Source organism: Paenibacillus pectinilyticus (assembly GCF_001700435.1).
Taxonomy (GTDB): domain Bacteria; phylum Bacillota; class Bacilli; order Paenibacillales; family NBRC-103111; genus Paenibacillus_E; species Paenibacillus_E pectinilyticus.
This window is the reverse complement of sequence record NZ_LYPC01000012.1, coordinates 16520-34805: the sequence shown is the minus strand read 5'-3', so window position 1 is coordinate 34805 and position 18286 is coordinate 16520. Positions and strand designations below refer to the sequence as shown.

Here is an 18286-nt window from a genome sequence, read left to right as displayed (position 1 = left end):
TTACTTCGCCCCCTGGACGAGTTGGATGTAGGAAGCGGACTCTAAGCTCGCTCCACCAACAAGCGCGCCATCGATGTCAGGCTGTGCCATGTACTCAGCGATGTTATTCGGTTTTACGCTGCCGCCGTATTGGATACGAACTACGTCTGCAACTGCTGCTCCGTAAAGACCGCTCACCAATGTACGGATGTAACCGATCACGTCTTGTGCATCTTCCGCTGTGGAAGATTTACCAGTACCGATCGCCCAGATTGGCTCGTATGCGATAACTACTTGTGCTGCTTGCTCCGCACTTAGACCAGCGAAAGCTGCTTCTGTTTGTACTTTGCAAACTTCTTTCGTTTGACCTGCTTCACGCTCTTCCAATTTCTCGCCTACGCAAAGAATTGGTTTCAAGCCGTGTTTGAAAGCCGCAACGACTTTCTTATTCACGATTTCGTCGGACTCTGCGAAGTAAGCTCTACGCTCGGAGTGACCGATGATGACGTACTCAACGCCAAGATCTTTCAGCATCACGCCGCTGATTTCACCTGTGAATGCGCCGTTATCTTCAAAGTGAAGGTTTTGAGCGCCTACGTGAACGTCAGTACCTTTTGTAGCTTCAACCAATGCAGGCAAGTTTGTGAAAGGGGAGCAAATAACGCTCTCCACGCCTTCAACTGTGCTGCCTTTGACTTCGTTCACGAAGCTGATCGCTTCGGAAACCGTTTTGAACATTTTCCAGTTACCCGCGATAATCGGTGTTCTACTCATCGTAAGTCTCCTTAAAGTTATTCGTCAGAATAACTGACGTCGTAAGCATACGCTTTTTATATATAAAAATTTCTTATTTATCGTTAAGTGCTACTACGCCTGGCAATGCTTTACCTTCCATAAACTCCAAGGAAGCGCCGCCGCCTGTGGACATATGGTTCATTTGCTCAGCCAAGTGGAATTTCTCAGTTGCTGCAGCGGAATCGCCGCCACCGATCACTGTGTAGCCTTCTGTTATAGCACAAGCTTGTGCTACAGCACGTGTACCGTGGGAGAAAGGCTCGATTTCGAATACGCCCATCGGTCCATTCCAAACAACCAGTTTGGATTTCGCGATAACGTCTGCGTAAAGTTCACGTGTTTTCGGTCCGATATCAATGCCTTCCATATCCGCAGGAATACTGTCAATGCCAACGATTTGTGTAGTAGCATCAGCGCTGAATTTATCCGTAACAACGATATCCACAGGAAGTAAGAAATTCACGCCTTTTTCTTTTGCTTTTTCGATAAAGCTAAGTGCTAGATCAAGCTTCGAATTGTCCAAAAGCGATTTACCGATTTCGTAGCCTTGTGCTTTCAAGAATGTATAAGTTAGACCACCGCCAATGAGGACGTTGTCTGCAATGTTCAGGAGGTTCTCGATGACCGCGATTTTATCTTTAACTTTGGATCCGCCAACGATAGCTGTGAAAGGACGCTCTGGGTTGTTCAGCGCTTTGCCTAGAACATCAAGCTCTTTCTCCATCAAAAGCCCGGATACAGCCGGGATATAAGCCGCAATGCCTGCTGTCGAAGCATGTGCACGGTGAGCAGCACCGAAAGCATCATTCACGAACAGATCAGCTAGATCAGCGAAAGCTTTTGCCAATGCAGGATCATTCTTCTCTTCGCCTTCGTTGAAACGAACGTTTTCAAGTAGAAGAACGTCGCCATTTTCAAGCGCATCGACTTGTGCTTTCACGATTTCACCAACGGATTGATCCGCTTTGATCACGTTTTGACCCAGAAGCTCAGCTAATTTAGCCGCAACCGGTGTTAAGCGAAGTTCTTCCACCACTTGACCGTTAGGACGACCAAAATGAGCAGCAAGAATAACTTTAGCGCCTTGTTCAACTAAGAATTTAATCGTAGGAAGCGTTTCTCTGATTCGTGTATCGTCGGTGATTTGACCGTTTTCTACAGGCACGTTGAAATCAACGCGAACAAATACTCTTTTACCAGCTACTTCAACATCGCGAACACTTTTCTTATTCATCGTAAAAGGCCTCCTAAAAGTTTTCGTCAGAAAACTGACTTCGTAAGCGTAATCTTAAGTTTTACTTTAGTAAATTATCGTTCGTAAGCATTACACCTAAGTTTTCGTCAGACAACTGACTTCTTAAGCATAAGCTCTGGCATGTATGGTTCTCTTCCGGGTCCATCTTTTTCTAAAATATAAGCATTTATATGTTCCACATAATAAGTCGGCTATATTTCTCCATAAACACTGCGATGCGTCCTTAAAGGACGGCGGAGCCGTTTATTTTGTGTGTAAATCGCACATAAAGAGGAGAATCGCTTCTCCCCTTCATGTGGTTTTGTTATGTGATGATTATGAAATTACAGACCTTTTTTAGCGATGAAAGCTACCAAGTCAACAACGCGGTTGGAGTAGCCCCACTCGTTATCGTACCAGGAAACAACTTTCAACATGTTGTCGCCAACTACCATTGTGGACAAAGCGTCGATTGTGGAGGAAGCTGGGTCACCATTGAAGTCGCTGGATACAAGTGCATCTTCTGTGTAGTTCAGAATGCCTTTAAGAGGGCCTTCGGAAGCTGCTTTCAAAGCTGCGTTTACTTCGTCAACAGTTACGTTAACTTTAAGCTCAACAACCAAATCAGTTACGGATACGTTAGGTGTAGGAACACGCATAGCCATACCGTTCAATTTGCCTTTAAGCTCAGGAAGAACTAGACCGATTGCTTTTGCTGCGCCAGTGCTGGAAGGAATGATGTTCTCAGCTGCTGCACGAGCACGACGAAGGTCTTTATGTGGAACGTCTAGAACGGATTGGTCATTTGTGTACGAGTGAACAGTTGTCATCATACCTTTTACGATTCCGAAGCTATCGTTGATAACTTTCGCGAAAGGAGCTAGACAGTTTGTTGTACAAGAAGCGTTGGAGATGATTGTGTGAGCAGCTGGATCGTATTTGTCTTCGTTAACACCAAGTACGATTGTGATATCTTCGTCAGAAGCTGGAGCGGAAATGATAACTTTCTTAGCTCCACCTTTCAAGTGAAGTTCTGCTTTTTCTTTCGCTGTGAAAATACCAGTGGATTCGATTACGATTTCAGCGCCTACAGATGCCCATGGCAGATCCCCAGGGTTACGCTCAGCAAAAACCTTGATGGAACGACCGTTAACGATCAATTCACCTTCGCCAGCTTCAACTGTAGCGTCTAGTTTACCGTGAGTAGTGTCATATTTAAGCAAGTGAGCCAATGTTTTAACGTCAGTCAAATCATTTACTGCCACGATTTGTACATCTGGGTTGTTCAATGCTGCGCGGAATACGTTACGACCAATACGTCCGAAACCGTTAATACCTACTTTTGTTGTCATAGTCAGTTCCTCCTAAGATTAAATAAATATTTATATTTCAAAACGCAGCCAAGAAGGCATACGTTATGATGTCAACTTCTCCGTTAAACATGCTTCATGATTTCCAAGGCTGCTGCTTCATCTGTGACCAGCACATCTTCTTGGCCATGTCGCAGTACCGAGGCGATCGCTTCACCCTTGCTCTTACCACCAGCAACACCAATCACAACTTCAACACGCTGCAGATCTTCCAGCCGTAATCCGACTGTCGGCATCTTATGAACCACATTACCCTGGCGGTCAAAATAATAACCAAGCGCCTCAGCAAGTGCCCCATCGCCTCTCAAACTGCTCGTAGTCTCACTATCTACCTTACGTCTGCGTGCCATGACCATAGCATCTCCGATACCGTGTACAACGATGCGACAACTACGCACAGCGTTAACAACTTCCTGAATCTGCGGATCTTGGATAAGCGATTGATAGGCTTCTTCTCCCAAATGATCGGGTACATGCAGCAATCTGTATTTCCCGCCTGTCTTCTTGGCCATAATGGAAGCAATCGTGTTCGCTTGCATATCCACACTTTCACCAAGTCCACCACGTGCAGGAACGAACCAACTGCCCTTCATCGAAGAAGATATTGCCAAGTTATTGGCAATCTGCGCCATGGTTGAACCACCCGTTACCGCGATGATATCATCTTTGGACACATATTTGCGCAATGCCGCGGCACCGGCGCGTCCAAGCTCCTTCTTCGTAAAGATCGAAGTGTCGGAATCTCCTGGAACGATAATCACATTCGTAAGATGAAAAGCTTTAGCAATACTGTCTTCCAAATCGGTTAAACCAAACGCCATCTTGATGATCGGTTGCATATCCTCTAGCAGTTGACGACCCGACTCACTGATCTTCATGCCGCTTGCGTCGGATTCGAGAAGCCCAAGCTCCTTCAGGAAGTCCACTTCACCGCGGAGTACGCGTTCCGTCATATCAAGTGAGGACGCTAGCGTCCTTCGTCCAACAACACCAGATACTAAGATGTGCTGCAGAATCGAATACCGTTTCTTCATGATGTCCATAAGATCAGGCATAAGCTGTTTCTGAATGTCTAGAATCTCTCTCATTGAACGACTTCTAACACTCCTGATCCATTGTAGGACGTTTTATGTCCCGGGTATACATTTTGCGTCCCACCCGGGCGAAAAAAAAGTTCCTAACTCAATTTCGTATTTCGTTTCGCCTTACAGTTCTTATTATAACCAATCTCGGAGTAACATTCAACATTTGTTCAAACATTTTAAGCAATTTGGACTGAAAGGGCTTTCTATCTTGCTTTTTCTGGGAAGCTGTCTTATAATAACCCTTGCTTCCTTTTTAACCAACTATGCGCCCGTGGTCCAATGGATATGACGTAGGCCTCCGAAGCCTGAGATAAAGGTTCGATTCCTTTCGGGCGCGTCCAGTACATGCAGCATGACATCTATAGATTTACACCCGAATCAGCTCTGAAGCTGATTTTTTTTGCGTTTAGTTTGACCTTTCTTGACCTTCAGACGTTTTTTCGTTATCATACTTGTAGATACTGTAAATAGTATGTAACCAAGCTTGTAACCCAACCCCAAGGAGGTCATTCTCATGAGTTTTATTCCTATGGTCGTCGAACAGGACGCGCGCGGTGAAAGAGGATATGACATCTACTCTCGCTTGCTGAAGGACCGCATTATATTCTTAGGCACGGGTGTCAACGATGTTGTGGCGAATTCCATCATTGCTCAGTTGCTCTTCTTAGCCGCTCAAGATCCTGATAAAGATATCTCGCTTTACATTAACAGCCCTGGCGGTTCCATCACAGCCGGTATGGCGATCTTCGACACGATGCAGTTCATCAAACCAGACGTATCCACGATCTGTGTAGGTATGGCCGCATCCATGGGCGCTTTCTTGCTAACAGCAGGTGCCAAAGGTAAGCGTTATGCGCTTCCGAACAGCGAAGTAATGATTCACCAACCACTTGGCGGTGCAGAAGGTCAAGCCTCCGACATCGAGATTCGCGCTAAGCGTATTTTGAAAATGAGAGACAACCTGAACACGATCTTGGCAGAGCGCACTGGACAATCGTTCGAGCGCATCGAGAAGGATACAGACCGTGATAATTTCATGAGTGCTAAAGAAGCAGCCGAATACGGACTCATCGATAAAGTCATCGAACGCGTCTAATGCTTTTATAAAGGCCCATATAAAAAACCAGCCGCACCTTCATTGCTCACCTGAGCGTTGAAAGTCGGCTGGTTTTTTTATTTTACAATAAGAGAATTAGGCCCTGTTCTTTCTTGTTTCTTACTTCTTATCTTCCAATGGGTAGAAAATCAAATCAATCGGGAATGCTGAGCCAGCAGGTGGCGTGAACTCAATATCAAGGGAATCCTCAGTGCCTGTCGTGCGTGCTAGTACTTCTAGCCCGTCGAAAGCTGTAATCACACCGGAGGCAGGGACTGGAATGATCTCGCCGTTAATTTTGAACGGCCCTTTGAACACGCCGCCTCTCGCCATAATCATGACAGCCATCTTGCGCGGCTTATCTGCATGGATTTTATATACCACGCCATAATTGCCGCCGTTCTCAACATCTAACTTGCGCATCACGTCATAGCCTTTGACGAACGGATCCGTCTTGTTATCACCGATCGTTAATACGGAAGGTTTCGTGAAACTCGACGCATCGATCTTCCAATTAATCTGAGACACAGGGAATGTGCCGCGCACATGGCCTGTGAAGGAGAGTAAAGGCAGCTCTTTCACTGTCGTTGTTGTTAAGACTTGATCCGTTACGATAAAGGACATTTGCAGCTGACCGTCGGTTTCGACATCATAGAACAAATTAACACCTTGCCCAGGGTAGAAATCCGGCAGCTTCGCATACACATAACTCGCGCCTGGAGGCACTGTCATTGTATCTGTATATACGTTCTCTAGCAGGAAATCTACGGACGCTTCACTCCCAATTAAATTCGCATAAACGGAAGGATATACTTCACCTTTATTCGTTGTTTTAATCGTAACCGGTTTGTCCGAGTTGTTCGTTGCGAAGATGGCCATTGTCATTTTCTTGTCTGTGCCATTCACATGGTCCGCGTACAAACGAGCTTTACCATTAATGTTGTCTTGATACAGGATACCACTCGATGTGAATTCTTCAGGACTATCGCTCACTAGCAGCGTGCGGCCTTGCACTTCATTAACTTCCCGCGGAAGCAAAGGTAATTCATTAAAATGAGACCAAATGGTCGACCAGTTCGTTTTGATGAAACCGCCAACCGGCTTCATATAAATCGGGTACTCCACTTCGGATAAATACGGTTCATTTACGACAGTTACATAGCTTTTGAAAAGTTTACTCACATGACCGTGGCCATCTTTCACCGTTAAGGTAACCGGATAGGAACCGGGTTTGAAGAACGCTTCTTGCTTCCCCGTCCAGTCGTATGACGCAATACCCTCTGCATCCGGATCGTAGCTCAAATCCACATATTTGACAGGCTCGCCTAGTCGATATGTAGGCTTCGCTGTGGCGAACTTAGCAACAGGTCGGGAATTGTTATCCTGGTCAATGTAGATACCCTCAGGAGCCTTAAAATACACGATCTCTACACGTCTTAATTCACTGTTATACGTATACTTGGCACCCATATAATCGGCTAGCCAAGTTAGCTTCACGAGCAATTTGCCATTCACGATGGCCGCTACAGATTTAAAGGGCACATCGACCCCATTGGTGGTTATGGTTTTGTGATCGGAGTCTAGAATAATATTATAGCCAGGAGGTGTCATTTGAATCGTACGAGATAAATCATTCCACTCCACTTTAAAACCGAGCGTGTCGCCTAAGAATTTAGCCGGAACGTACGTACTTCCATCAATAATCGTCGACGGGGATTCCAGATTAATTTGTTCTTGATTTACGAATGCCTCTGACTTATCGATATAAAGTAAAATAAAGGACGAGCTTGTTGATACCGCATAAGCGGCCGGTGCTGTTATCGTGCTGACAAGAAATACGAGTACGGCAAGTAGTGCAATCATTTCTTTCTTTACTACATTCATTTCACTTCGGCTCCTTCTTCAAGCTAGGCTAGGCACGTAGAAAGAGTAACACAAATAGCCTTATCCACCGTGACCACGCTTATTAGACGTAGCCCAGTGAAAAAGGTTGCTAAAACCACTAAAAGTTAACAAAACTGACACTTTTCGATGGAAGTGAATAAGGATCCCCAAACTGCAAAAAAGCCCCCTCGAAAGGCAGGCTTTTAAAGAATTATTGGTTTTCCAATTCTTCCTTACTGACTAATGTGACTAAAGCGTTTACAGCCTGCTCGGCATCCGAACCTTCTGCACTTATGAAGACTTCGGTCCCTGTGCTGATCGCAAGACTCATAATTCCCATGATGCTTTTCGCATTCACTTTCTTTTCATCTTTCTCAACAAAGATCTCTGATGAAAATTTATTCGCCTCTTGAACAAACAATGCCGCAGGTCTGGCATGAAGTCCTGTTCTCAACTTCACAACGACTGGACGTCTGGACATGGAACTAATTCCCCCTAGTGTGGAGCTTATATGGATTACTATTAATAACAGCGTTACCTTATGTTTTAATATTATAGCATTTTTCCTTCAAGTACACTAGAAAAAATGCGAAAAACTTATACAAGCGTTGCACAGCCCCAATTTATCTACGAATTACGGTGTTTTTCTGCCAATTCGTCAATTTTTCGCAGCCGATGATTCACGCCTGATTTACTAACACTCCCTGAAAGCATATCGCCAACTTCCTTCAAATTCAAGTCAGGGTGCTGAAGTCTGATCTCCGCAACCTCTCTGAGCTTCTCAGGCAAGCTGTCGAGACCGATCTCACGCTGCAGCAATCGAATGTTCTCGATCTGTCTTACAGCAGCTCCGATCGTTTTGTTTAAGTTCGCTGTTTCACAGTTGACGATCCGATTAACAGAGTTACGCATATCTTTCATAATCCGGACATCCTCGAAGCGCAGCAGCGCCTGATGAGCCCCAATGATATTCAGAAACTCGATAATTTTCTCGCCTTCTTTGATGTACAGCACGAACCCTTTCTTACGTTCAATGAATCGGGCGTTTAAGTCAAACTTGTTAGCAAGCTGCGTTAATGCTTTACAGTGCTCTTCATAAATCGAAGCAATTTCCAAATGATAGGAAGAGCCCTCTGGGTTATTAACGGAGCCGCCGGCCATGAATGCTCCCCGAAGGTATGCGCGTTTACAGCAGTTGCCGCGAATAATATCCTTATTAATGCCCGTTGTAAAGATAAAACCCTCAGAAACAATTTTCAAATCGCTGAGAAGTTCTTGCACTTGACCAGGGACTCTAACAATATAGACATTATTCTTCTTCAAACGCATTTTTTTACGCACAAGCAGTTCCGTGTGTGTATTATACGTCTTCTTGATTAACGAGTAAATCCGCCGTGCGATGGCTGCATTCTCCGTAGAAACATCCAATACGACACGTTGACTCGTTAACTGCACAGCGCCATTCATACGAATGAGCGCAGATAGCTCCGCTTTTTCACAACACGGTTCTGAATCATTGATTAAAGTTAATTCTTTTTTGGTTGTTGCCGCAAAGGACAAGGGACTCACTTCTTCCTTAACAGCCAGCTTTCGACGAGCTGATAGATATGGTCACTCAATTTCTCTGCATCATGACGAAGATAGGTACGGAATAGCACAAGTCGATCCGCGATAACCCGATAGCCTCTTTTCGTCACTTCATCCAAATCTAAATGAACCGCTTTTGAACCTTTTTCCGCATATTTCGCTTGCACCTGCGCTGGTATTTCACCATTGTTTACAATCACATAGTCAAATAAATGCTGACCCAGATGATCATAAATGGCATCCAAATGGTCACTAACGGAGTAATCATCGGTTTCGCCTGGCTGTGTCATCACATTGCAGATGAATAATTTCACGGCATTAGACGCCACGATTTCTTCAGCAATCCCTGGCACAAGCAAGTTCGGCAGCAAGCTGGTATATAAACTCCCTGGACCGCACAGAATCGCATCTGCCTCGCGAATCGCTTGAACAGCCTCCGTGAGCGGTGTTACATTAGCCGGCTCAATGAATACGCGTTTGATGCGCCCATCGGCCTTGGGGATTTTGGACTCTCCAACAACTAAAGTCCCGTCCTCCATGATGGCTTTCAAAACAATGGCCTGATTCGAAGCTGGGAGTACTCTTCCCCGCACAGCGAAGACCCGATTCATTTCTTGCACGGCGGTTACAAAATCACCAGTAATATCTGTTAATGCCGCCAGTATTAGATTTCCCAGACTGTGCCCAGCTAAACCTGTTCCGCTTTGAAATCGATACTGTAACATTAAAGACAATAAGGGCTCGACATCAGCCAGCGAGGTTAACACGTTGCGGATATCACCCGGAGGCGGCATCTGCAGTTCGCTTCTTAGAATGCCTGAGCTTCCTCCATCATCCGCAACGGTCACAATCGCTGTAATATCAACCGGCTTCTCTTTCAGTCCTCTCAGCATCACCGAGAGCCCTGTTCCACCGCCAATAACGACTATTCTGGGTTTACGTTGTAATTGTCCAAGATCCATAGTTCTTTCACCCTCTTAATGGCATAGCCGCCTATAAGCGGTCCCGCTCGGCATCCCGATGACTTAGACGCACGGTCTCGGTCTCGCTATTCCCCATGACTTTACCCAGATATTCCGTAATCGCAACCGATCTGTGCTTGCCGCCCGTACATCCAATGCCTACCACGACCTGACTTTTGCCTTCCTTCTTATACTGAGGCATTAAGAAATTCAGCATATCCAGCAGCTTTGTCAGGAACTCTTGCGTCTCTGACCATTTCATTACGTAGTCATAGACATCTGGATCTTGACCCGTTTGGGGGCGCAGCTGATCCACATAATGCGGATTAGGCAGAAAGCGCACATCAAAGATGAGATCCGCATCAATGGGAACGCCATATTTGAACCCGAATGAGATTACATTTATAGATATGCGATTAGCTTCTAGATTGGTGAACCGAGATATAATTCTTTCTTTCAATTGTGCCGGCTTCAGGCTGCTCGTATCAATGACTTGCGTAGCCAATCCTTTGAGTTCTTCCAGCAGCTTGCGCTCAAGACCAATGCCCTCAAGCGGCGCCCCGTCTGGTGCCAAAGGATGTCGGCGACGGCTTTCCTTGTAACGCTGCACGAGCGTAGAGTCCGTAGCATCCAGAAAGAGAATTTCATAGCTTAGCGTGTAATTCTCTTGAATATATCGCAAGGATTCTTGAAGCGCAGTGAAAAATTCACGTCCGCGCAAGTCAATAACCAAAGCAACCTTGCCGATTTTACCCATCGACTGCACGATTAACTCAGCAAACTTAGGAATGAGGACGGGAGGTAAATTGTCCACGCAGAAGAATCCCAGATCCTCCATGCTTTGGACCGCAATCGTCTTCCCTGCGCCCGACATGCCTGTGATGATGACCAGTTTCGCTAAAGGGTGGTTTTCTTCCATGAATGACACCTTCCTTTGGGGGTGCTATCGCAGACCAGCTTCCGCCATGTTCACCTTCGAACCCGGTCTAGCTTTTCTATCTTAAATTCAGTCCTGCAGCACCAACAACGCCTGCATCATTGCCAAGTGTAGCTGCAACAATCTCAACACCTTCAGCTGCTGCTCCTGGTGTGTATTTCATGAACGTTTCACGAATCGGTTGGAATAGAATTTCTCCAGCCTTGGATACGCCACCGCCAATAATAAAGCGCTTAGGGTTTACAACAACAGCTAAAGCTGCCATGGAACGCCCGATATAATAAGCCGCACGGTTCACGATGCGCAGGGATACTTCATCTCCGCTTTTGGCATCATCAAACACATGCTTAGCTTCAATTTTCTCATGTAGAGCAAGCGACGTACGCTCACCACGCTCAACCGCTTCTTTCGCCATACGAACGATGCCCGTCGCGGATGATACCGTTTCTAGACAGCCCATTTGCCCGCATCCGCATTGAATCGCTTCGATGTCAGGAACGATGGACATATGGCCAAGCTCTCCAGCCATACCCGCGGAACCTTGATAAATTTTACCGTTAATAATGATACCGCCGCCAACACCTGTTCCAAGTGTATAGCACACCACATTCGGAATACCTGCGCCAGCACCAGCCCAAGCTTCACCAAGTGCAGCTACGTTCGCATCGTTATCAATTTTAACTTGTTTACCTAGAAGTGCTTCCAGCGTCTTCTTGGCAGGGACATTGTGCCATTGCAAATTAGGCGAAAATTTGACGAAACCTTCAGGAATATCCATGAATCCAGCCAAGCCTGCGCCAATACCTGCCACTTGCTCCCAATCATAATCCGACTCTTCGACAATTTGACGCACATATTGCGCAATTCGTTCAAGGACAGACTCTGCACCCAGTTCTGGTGAAGTTGGTCCTTCTAACGTTTTAAGCAGATTGCCTTGCTCGTCACACAGACCTACCTTAATATTCGTGCCGCCTAGATCTACACCGATATAAATTTGATTGGACATTACAAGGTCACCTCATGAATAATCATAAAATTTTCGGGCATATGCTCCTGTTCCCACTATAAGACAACCCTGCAGGGAGGTCAAGATAAGGAAGCACCCCAAACAAACGAGAAAACGTGGAAAGCATAGCCTTCCACGTTAACTGAAATGCCATAATCACTTACAAAGAAATGCTCCAGTCATGAACACTGTTGCCTTCTAGGAATTTCTCCGCTTCCAACGCTGCTGCACAACCGCTTCCTGCCGCTGTGATCGCTTGGCGGTACTTCGTATCTTGCACATCCCCACAAGCGAATACGCCTGGGATGTTCGTTTCTGTCGTACCTGGCTTCACCACGATGTAGCCGTGATCATCCGTCTCGATTTGTCCACCGAGGAATTTCGTGTTCGGCGTATGACCGATGGCAACGAAAATACCATCTGTTTCGATGATTTCATCTTCACCAGTTTGGTTGTTTTTCACTTTCAGGCCTGTTACGCCTTTGTCACCAGCTACAACTTCTAGCGGCGTGTTATTCAACGACCATTTTACTTTCTCATTACCGCGTGCACGATCTTGCATGATCTTGGATGCGCGAAGCTCATCACGACGATGCACGAGGCGTACTTCGGAAGCAAAACGAGTCAAGAAGTTTGCTTCTTCCATGGCGGAGTCACCGCCGCCAACTACGATAATCTTTTTGCCACGGAAGAAGAAACCATCACATGTTGCACACGTGCTTACGCCGCGGCCAATGTTTTCTTTCTCATTCGTGATGCCCAGCAATCTAGCAGATGCGCCAGTGGAGATAATCAGCGTTTCTGTTTCAATTTCGCCAAGGCCTTCGACTTGCAGTTTAAAAGGGCGATTCGTCAATTCGACGGAGTTTACCCAACCTGTCTTGAATTCTGCGCCAAAGCGTTCTGCTTGTTTGCGCATGTTCTCCATAAGCTCAGGTCCCATGATGCCTTCGGGAAACCCTGGAAAGTTCTCTACTTCGGTAGTTGTTGTTAACTGACCGCCTGGTTCTGGTCCTTCGATAACAAGTGGGCTAAGGTTCGCGCGCGCCAAGTAAATAGCTGCTGTTAGACCGGATGGTCCTGTTCCTACAACGACTGATTTATACATATGGTTTCCCTCCTGAGTGCTTTCCTAAGGAAAGCTATCTTTACAAACTTGTCATCATATATGCATGAAAGCCGGGACTTTCACTTGAGAAGCTCGGCTATCAAAGGCTCGTAAACTTATTGAATATCGCTTCCATTTTCTCACGTAATCCACAGGTGTCATCAATAAGCTTCACATGTCGACTAACGGTTGAAACGGTCACCCCATAACGCGTAGCCACTTCCTGATAGGAAATCGTTCGGCGGTGCATTTTGGCAATTAAATATTCTAACGCGGCTGCCCAGCCCTCTGATTTATGAATCTTCGGTACATTCGGGTACACCTTCGTCAGAAATTCAACCCATAGAATCTCCAAGTCATACTGTTGAACCATATCGTAACGCTTATGCATATGTGAAAGTGCCGTTTCCATCACGCTCTGCCATCTAGCATCCCAAACAGGGAGGTGTGGCGAGTACAGGGAAGCTTCCACCATGATATCTTTATTCTCCAAGTACGCCGGAAGCGATTCGCGGATTCCCATACTTCGGAGGACGAAAATGGCTACCTTCTTCAAGTAATCATCTTCTTTATGGTCCAAAATGAAGTCCTGCAGGGCATCTCGCACTTCGTTGTCCGCAATCAGCCCAAAGGCTTGAATAACTTGAAGCTTCGTCTCTACATCACCGTGCCGCAAAGCCCAGAAGAAAGAGGATCGCACGAGCGGATCTTTCTTTAATTGGTCTGGAATTCCCTGCGTTGACTTCTCAAGCGCACGGAACTGCTCTTCGAACGGCAGATGATAGTGGTAGCTCCACGTGAGCGGAATCGCCGATTTCTCTCTCACACGCAGCTGCTCCAAGTAGAACTTCGAGATTTCAGCTCCAGGATCGAGCTTCTGAACCTGCTTCCAGTAGCGATGCGCTTCATCGAAGCGACCGATATGACAAGCCGCTACGGCTGCATAGTGATACAAGCAAGGATCTGCTCCACCGTCACCCGCTTTCAGCAGACGCTTGAACAAGTGGTAAGCCTTCTCGTGCTGAGCAAGTATTCCCATGGTCGTTGCCAGCTTGAACACGTGCTCTTGCTGGAACGGGAACGTCTTACAAAGCAATGAAGTCAGCTCAGCCAGTTCCTTCTTATTGCCAAAATGCTGATGGAAAATTGCCATGTTGCAGAGTGCATGCAGGTTACCTGAATCGATAGCCAGCACTTCTTGGATCGTTTCCATCGCTTTCTCGAACTGACCCATATAGTAATAGGCCAGAGCTAGATTGTTCCGAGCCGCTGTGAAATCAGGCTGCTTCTTCACTAATTTCTCCAGCTGCCTGACCGCTTCTGCAAATTTACCTTCCTCCAGCAACGCACGGGCTTTATCATGCTCGAACAGCCCTTCTCGACTCTTGATGCTAGTGAGAGGGGCGGGACGATCAAGCTCGTAGCTCAGCATTTCCATCATTTCTTCGGATTCGTCCATGAACTGCCCTGTGGGGTCATTCTCCAAATACCGAACCAACGCTTGTTCTGCCTGCTCGAAGTTTTCCATATTGGCGTAGTTGTTCGCCATATAAAAGTGACATTCTGTCATCTCGGGATCGATCGTTTCAAGGATATGCTGCAAAATTTGGTTCGACTCGTCATAATTGCCCACTTCGGAGAGAACTCCCGCGAGGTTGCAGTGATTCACAGGGTTATCCTGCTCATATTCTGCTGCCCGCCGGAAATATTTCAATGCCTTATCATAATGAAGTCGATCCAAAGATTGAACCGCTCTCTCGAAAAAGAAGGCGGCATCCATGTTTATTGCAATAACTTTTGGTTTTGGCGCTTCGGATAAACGCTTTTTCTTTTCCATAGCAAGACACCTCCGGCAATTTGATTACCATCAAATTATACCATAGATCGTCTAGAAGCCAAAAACATTATCCGAAGGTAAGAAATGGGGCCTATACGCCGCCGTATTTGAATAGGGAGGATAGGGATCCACCTTCATTAATAATGCGAATCGCATCGGACAACAAAGGCGCTACAGATAGCACATTAAACTTGTCGGAATGTCCTTCCGGAATCGCGATGGAATCCGTAATAATAACTTCCTTGATGCTCGGGTGATCCAAGCGTTGTAATGCTGGGCCAGAGAATACAGGATGCGTAGCACAGATGTAGACATCAAGTGCACCGCGCTCTTTGAGGCTTTCCACGACGTTCACGATCGTTGTCCCTGTATCGATCAGATCCTCGATAATAATCGGTGTACGTCCAGCAACATCACCAATCACGTGAGTGATTACGGATTCGTTGTGCTCTGGGCGCTTCTTGATCATCATCGCGAATGGCGCGTCGAGAATGTTAGCCATTTTCTCTGCTGTTGTTGCACGTCCCGCATCAGGCGATACGATGATTGGGTTCGGCAGGTTTTTCTTCTTGATGCAATCACTAATCAGATCAAGCGCTGTTAAGTGATCCACCGGAATATTGAAAAAGCCTTGAATCGCAGGCGCATGTAGGTCAATCGTGACAACACGAGTTGCCCCTGCCGCACTGAACAAGTCAGCGACTAATTTAGCTGAAATCGGCTCACGCGGAGCTGCTTTACGTTCTTGACGAGAGTAACCATAGTATGGGATGACAAGGTTGATCGTTTTTGCAGATGCTCTTTTCGCCGCATCCATCATGACCAGAAGTTCCATCATATGTTCATTAATCGGATGGGAGAAGGTTTGTACCAGAAATACGTCGCAGTTACGAATCGTTTCTTCGTAAAGGCAGTAAATTTCTCCGCTTTTAAAACGGGATAATTTAATTTGTCCTAGCGGCTGGCCGAGCTCTTTACAAATACTTTCCGCAAGCTTCGGATTCGAAGATCCGGAAAAAATTTTAACATTGTCGCTATGCATGGTTAATGGTTACCTCCGAAGGTTCATTAAATAGATTATAGAGTCCTACTCATTATACATGATACGTGTCGAATTTAAAAAGTCACAAGATGTCGTTTTCGAGCAGAAAATGTGGCTATTTCGTTAAATCCAATCGTTTTTAACAACTCTCTCGCCTCATCCAAATACTGAGACAACCGTTCCGGCTGGTGCGCGTCCGATCCGAGCGTCACTGGAATTCCCACCTTATGGCAATATTCCAGCATACGGCGGCTCGGGAACATTTCTTTACACGGATGACGCAGCCCCGATGCGTTCAGTTCAATTGCTAGTCCCGCTTCTTTGACGGCATCCAAGGCTGACTTCTCGAGTTCCCACGTATCACGATCCGGCACATAGCCAAATCGCTTGATCATATCGATATGACCGATATAATCATACAGTCCAGTTCGAGCTGCTTGCTTAACTGCCTCGTAGTATTGGGTATAAACTTCAAAAATATCCTTGCCTTCCCAACCAGCCAGCTGCCTAAAATCGGAAATATCCCACTCGCCTAGAAAATGGACGGATCCGATGACATAATCCCACGGATAGGCGTTGATGATAGCCGCAATCTCCGTTTCGCAGCCTTCAATATAATCGCCTTCCAAACCTACACGGATGTCGATCTGATCCTTATATTTCTCTTTCAGATGTAGGCACTCTTCCACATAACGGGGAAGCTCCTCCATCGGCATCGCCATTTCCGGCCAATACGTTTGCGGATCGACATGCAAAAGCGGCATATGATCAGAAAGCCCTAATTGGGTAAGTCCGATCTCGATGCCGCGTTTGACGTATTCCTCCAGTTCCCCAGAGGCGTGACCGCAGCGCACATGATGTGTATGATAATCAATCAACATCGTGAATTTCACTCCAGGTCATTGTTCTTATTTTTTGACGTGCCGATTAGCCAGCTCTTTCATAATATCATCCAATGGCAATTTATTATTACGCAAAAGAACCATTAAGTGAAAAATAAGATCGCTCGCTTCATAACGAAGCTCATCATTGTCTTTATTTTTAGCTGCAATAATGACCTCTGCCGTTTCTTCGCCGACTTTCTTCAGGATCTTATCGACGCCTTTTTCGAAAAGGTAGGTCGTATACGCACCCTCAGGGCGCTCCGCGTCACGGGAAGCAATGACGGCTTCAAGCTCGCCTAGAATAGCAAAACGATCACCCGTAGCAGCAGTTGCTTCTTGCGTACTGCCTTCTGCTTCCAACGCAATGCTGTTTGTGAAGCAAGTATACGTACCATTATGGCAAGCTGGTCCTACTTGTTCCACGAGTACAAGAAGTGTATCGGCATCGCAATCGTAGCGAAGTGCCTTTACTTTTTGCGTATGACCGGAAGTTGCCCCTTTATTCCAAAGCTCCTCACGTGAACGGCTCCAGAACCACGTATCCCCCGTTTGAATCGTACGCGCCAGAGACTCACTGTTCATGTACGCCATCATTAGAACCTCTTTACTTACCGCATCCTGCACGATGGCAGGCACAAGTCCTTGCGCATCATATTTAATTTGATCTACTGAGAATGTCATCGAATTTCAACCCCTTTACCTTTCAGGTCTGCCTTGACCTCGTCTATCGTTAATTCTTTATAGTGAAAAATGGTTGCCGCCAGCCCTGCATCGGCCTTGCCTTCCGTAAACACATCGTAGAAATGCTCCACTTTCCCCGCTCCACCAGAAGCAATCACAGGAATCGTGAGAAGTTCGGATACCGCACGTGTCAGCTTCAAATCGAAGCCATCCTTCGTTCCGTCCGCATCCATACTCGTTAGCAGGATCTCGCCTGCTCCTAGTTCTTCTACACGCTTCGCCCACTCCAGCGTCTTAATGCCAGTCGGTTTGCGCCCGCCGTGTGTGAACACTTCCCACTCGCCCCATTCGGGATTGAACTTCGCGTCGATCGCCACCACGATACACTGGGAACCGAACTTGCGCGCGCCATCCGAAATGAGCTGAGGATTAAGCACAGCGGCTGTGTTGATTCCGATTTTGTCCGCGCCTGCACGCAGGAGACGTTTCATGTCTTCGACACTAGAGATCCCGCCGCCAACCGTGAACGGAATCGTAATCTCACCAGCCGTTTGACGAACCACCTCGACCATCGTCGCGCGTCCTTCAACGGAAGCCGAAATATCGAGGAACACGAGCTCATCCGCACCTTCTTTATCATATATCGCCGCAAGCTCGACAGGATCACCAGCATCACGTAAATTCACGAAATTTACGCCTTTCACCACTCGGCCATCCTTGACGTCGAGGCAAGGGATAATTCTTTTGGCTAACATGCTCAGCACCTCCTTGAGACGTTGTTTACATAGGGTTAAAATAA

At 46.5% G+C, this 18286-nt stretch carries 17 protein-coding genes and 1 tRNA gene; 2 read left to right on the top strand and 16 right to left on the bottom strand.

The features are described from left to right. The 4 genes from tpiA to A8709_RS06085 all read right to left on the bottom strand — a co-directional run bounded on the left by tpiA (window position 1) and on the right by A8709_RS06085 (window position 4466). Window positions 1-753 (bottom strand): triose-phosphate isomerase, encoded by a 753-nt coding sequence (gene tpiA / locus A8709_RS06100; RefSeq protein ID WP_057310211.1) that lies wholly within the window; start codon window positions 751-753, stop codon window positions 1-3. 73 nt (window positions 754-826) lie between these two features. Further along, a complete protein-coding gene (locus A8709_RS06095) occupies window positions 827-2008 on the bottom strand; it encodes a phosphoglycerate kinase (RefSeq protein ID WP_065851308.1) in 1182 nt (393 codons plus the stop codon). A 344-nt stretch (window positions 2009-2352) separates the two neighbouring features. Further along, window positions 2353-3360, bottom strand: a complete 1008-nt coding sequence (gene gap / locus A8709_RS06090; RefSeq protein ID WP_065851307.1) for a type I glyceraldehyde-3-phosphate dehydrogenase — start codon at window positions 3358-3360, stop codon at window positions 2353-2355. An 83-nt stretch (window positions 3361-3443) separates the two neighbouring features. Further along, entirely contained in the window at window positions 3444-4466 is a 1023-nt protein-coding gene (locus A8709_RS06085) for a sugar-binding transcriptional regulator (protein WP_065851306.1), read from the bottom strand. Between the two features lie 262 nt (window positions 4467-4728). Between A8709_RS06085 and A8709_RS06080 the strand changes: the two genes are divergently transcribed. Beyond that, a tRNA-Arg gene (locus tag A8709_RS06080) sits at window positions 4729-4800 on the top strand. 177 nt (window positions 4801-4977) lie between these two features. Continuing rightward, a complete protein-coding gene (gene clpP / locus A8709_RS06075; RefSeq protein ID WP_065851305.1) occupies window positions 4978-5559 on the top strand; it encodes an ATP-dependent Clp endopeptidase proteolytic subunit ClpP in 582 nt (193 codons plus the stop codon). Between the two features lie 120 nt (window positions 5560-5679). Here clpP and A8709_RS06070 read toward each other — a convergent pair whose 3' ends face one another. From A8709_RS06070 to hisF, 12 genes are all read right to left on the bottom strand, one after another. Further along, window positions 5680-7443, bottom strand: a complete 1764-nt coding sequence (locus tag A8709_RS06070; protein WP_065851304.1) for a stalk domain-containing protein — start codon at window positions 7441-7443, stop codon at window positions 5680-5682. 211 nt (window positions 7444-7654) lie between these two features. Next, the gene (locus tag A8709_RS06065; protein ID WP_028555561.1) at window positions 7655-7924 is read right to left on the bottom strand and encodes an HPr family phosphocarrier protein; all 270 of its coding nucleotides are present in this window, start codon (window positions 7922-7924) and stop codon (window positions 7655-7657) included. 146 nt (window positions 7925-8070) lie between these two features. After that, entirely contained in the window at window positions 8071-9003 is a 933-nt protein-coding gene (gene whiA / locus A8709_RS06060) for a DNA-binding protein WhiA (RefSeq protein ID WP_065851303.1), read from the bottom strand. 5 nt (window positions 9004-9008) lie between these two features. Then, complete coding sequence (locus A8709_RS06055) at window positions 9009-9992, bottom strand: gluconeogenesis factor YvcK family protein (protein WP_065851302.1); 984 nt, start codon at window positions 9990-9992, stop codon at window positions 9009-9011. A 31-nt stretch (window positions 9993-10023) separates the two neighbouring features. Next, complete coding sequence (rapZ, locus tag A8709_RS06050) at window positions 10024-10911, bottom strand: RNase adapter RapZ (RefSeq protein ID WP_065851301.1); 888 nt, start codon at window positions 10909-10911, stop codon at window positions 10024-10026. Window positions 10912-10987: 76 nt separating this feature from the next. Next, window positions 10988-11935, bottom strand: coding sequence for an ROK family glucokinase (locus A8709_RS06045; RefSeq protein WP_065851300.1), 948 nt, complete (start codon window positions 11933-11935; stop codon window positions 10988-10990). 160 nt (window positions 11936-12095) lie between these two features. Continuing rightward, a complete protein-coding gene (gene trxB, locus A8709_RS06040) occupies window positions 12096-13043 on the bottom strand; it encodes a thioredoxin-disulfide reductase (RefSeq protein WP_065851299.1) in 948 nt (315 codons plus the stop codon). Window positions 13044-13143: 100 nt separating this feature from the next. Next, window positions 13144-14880, bottom strand: coding sequence for a tetratricopeptide repeat protein (locus A8709_RS06035; RefSeq protein ID WP_065851298.1), 1737 nt, complete (start codon window positions 14878-14880; stop codon window positions 13144-13146). Between the two features lie 91 nt (window positions 14881-14971). Then, entirely contained in the window at window positions 14972-15922 is a 951-nt protein-coding gene (locus A8709_RS06030) for a ribose-phosphate diphosphokinase (RefSeq protein ID WP_065851297.1), read from the bottom strand. A 74-nt stretch (window positions 15923-15996) separates the two neighbouring features. Then, window positions 15997-16803 (bottom strand): histidinol-phosphatase HisJ, encoded by an 807-nt coding sequence (gene hisJ, locus A8709_RS06025; protein ID WP_065851296.1) that lies wholly within the window; start codon window positions 16801-16803, stop codon window positions 15997-15999. A 27-nt stretch (window positions 16804-16830) separates the two neighbouring features. Further along, entirely contained in the window at window positions 16831-17487 is a 657-nt protein-coding gene (gene hisIE, locus A8709_RS06020; protein WP_065851295.1) for a bifunctional phosphoribosyl-AMP cyclohydrolase/phosphoribosyl-ATP diphosphatase HisIE, read from the bottom strand. Then, window positions 17484-18242, bottom strand: a complete 759-nt coding sequence (gene hisF, locus A8709_RS06015; RefSeq protein WP_065851294.1) for an imidazole glycerol phosphate synthase subunit HisF — start codon at window positions 18240-18242, stop codon at window positions 17484-17486. Before hisF ends, hisIE begins: the two co-directional genes overlap by 4 nt. Window positions 18243-18286: the final 44 nt, after the last annotated feature.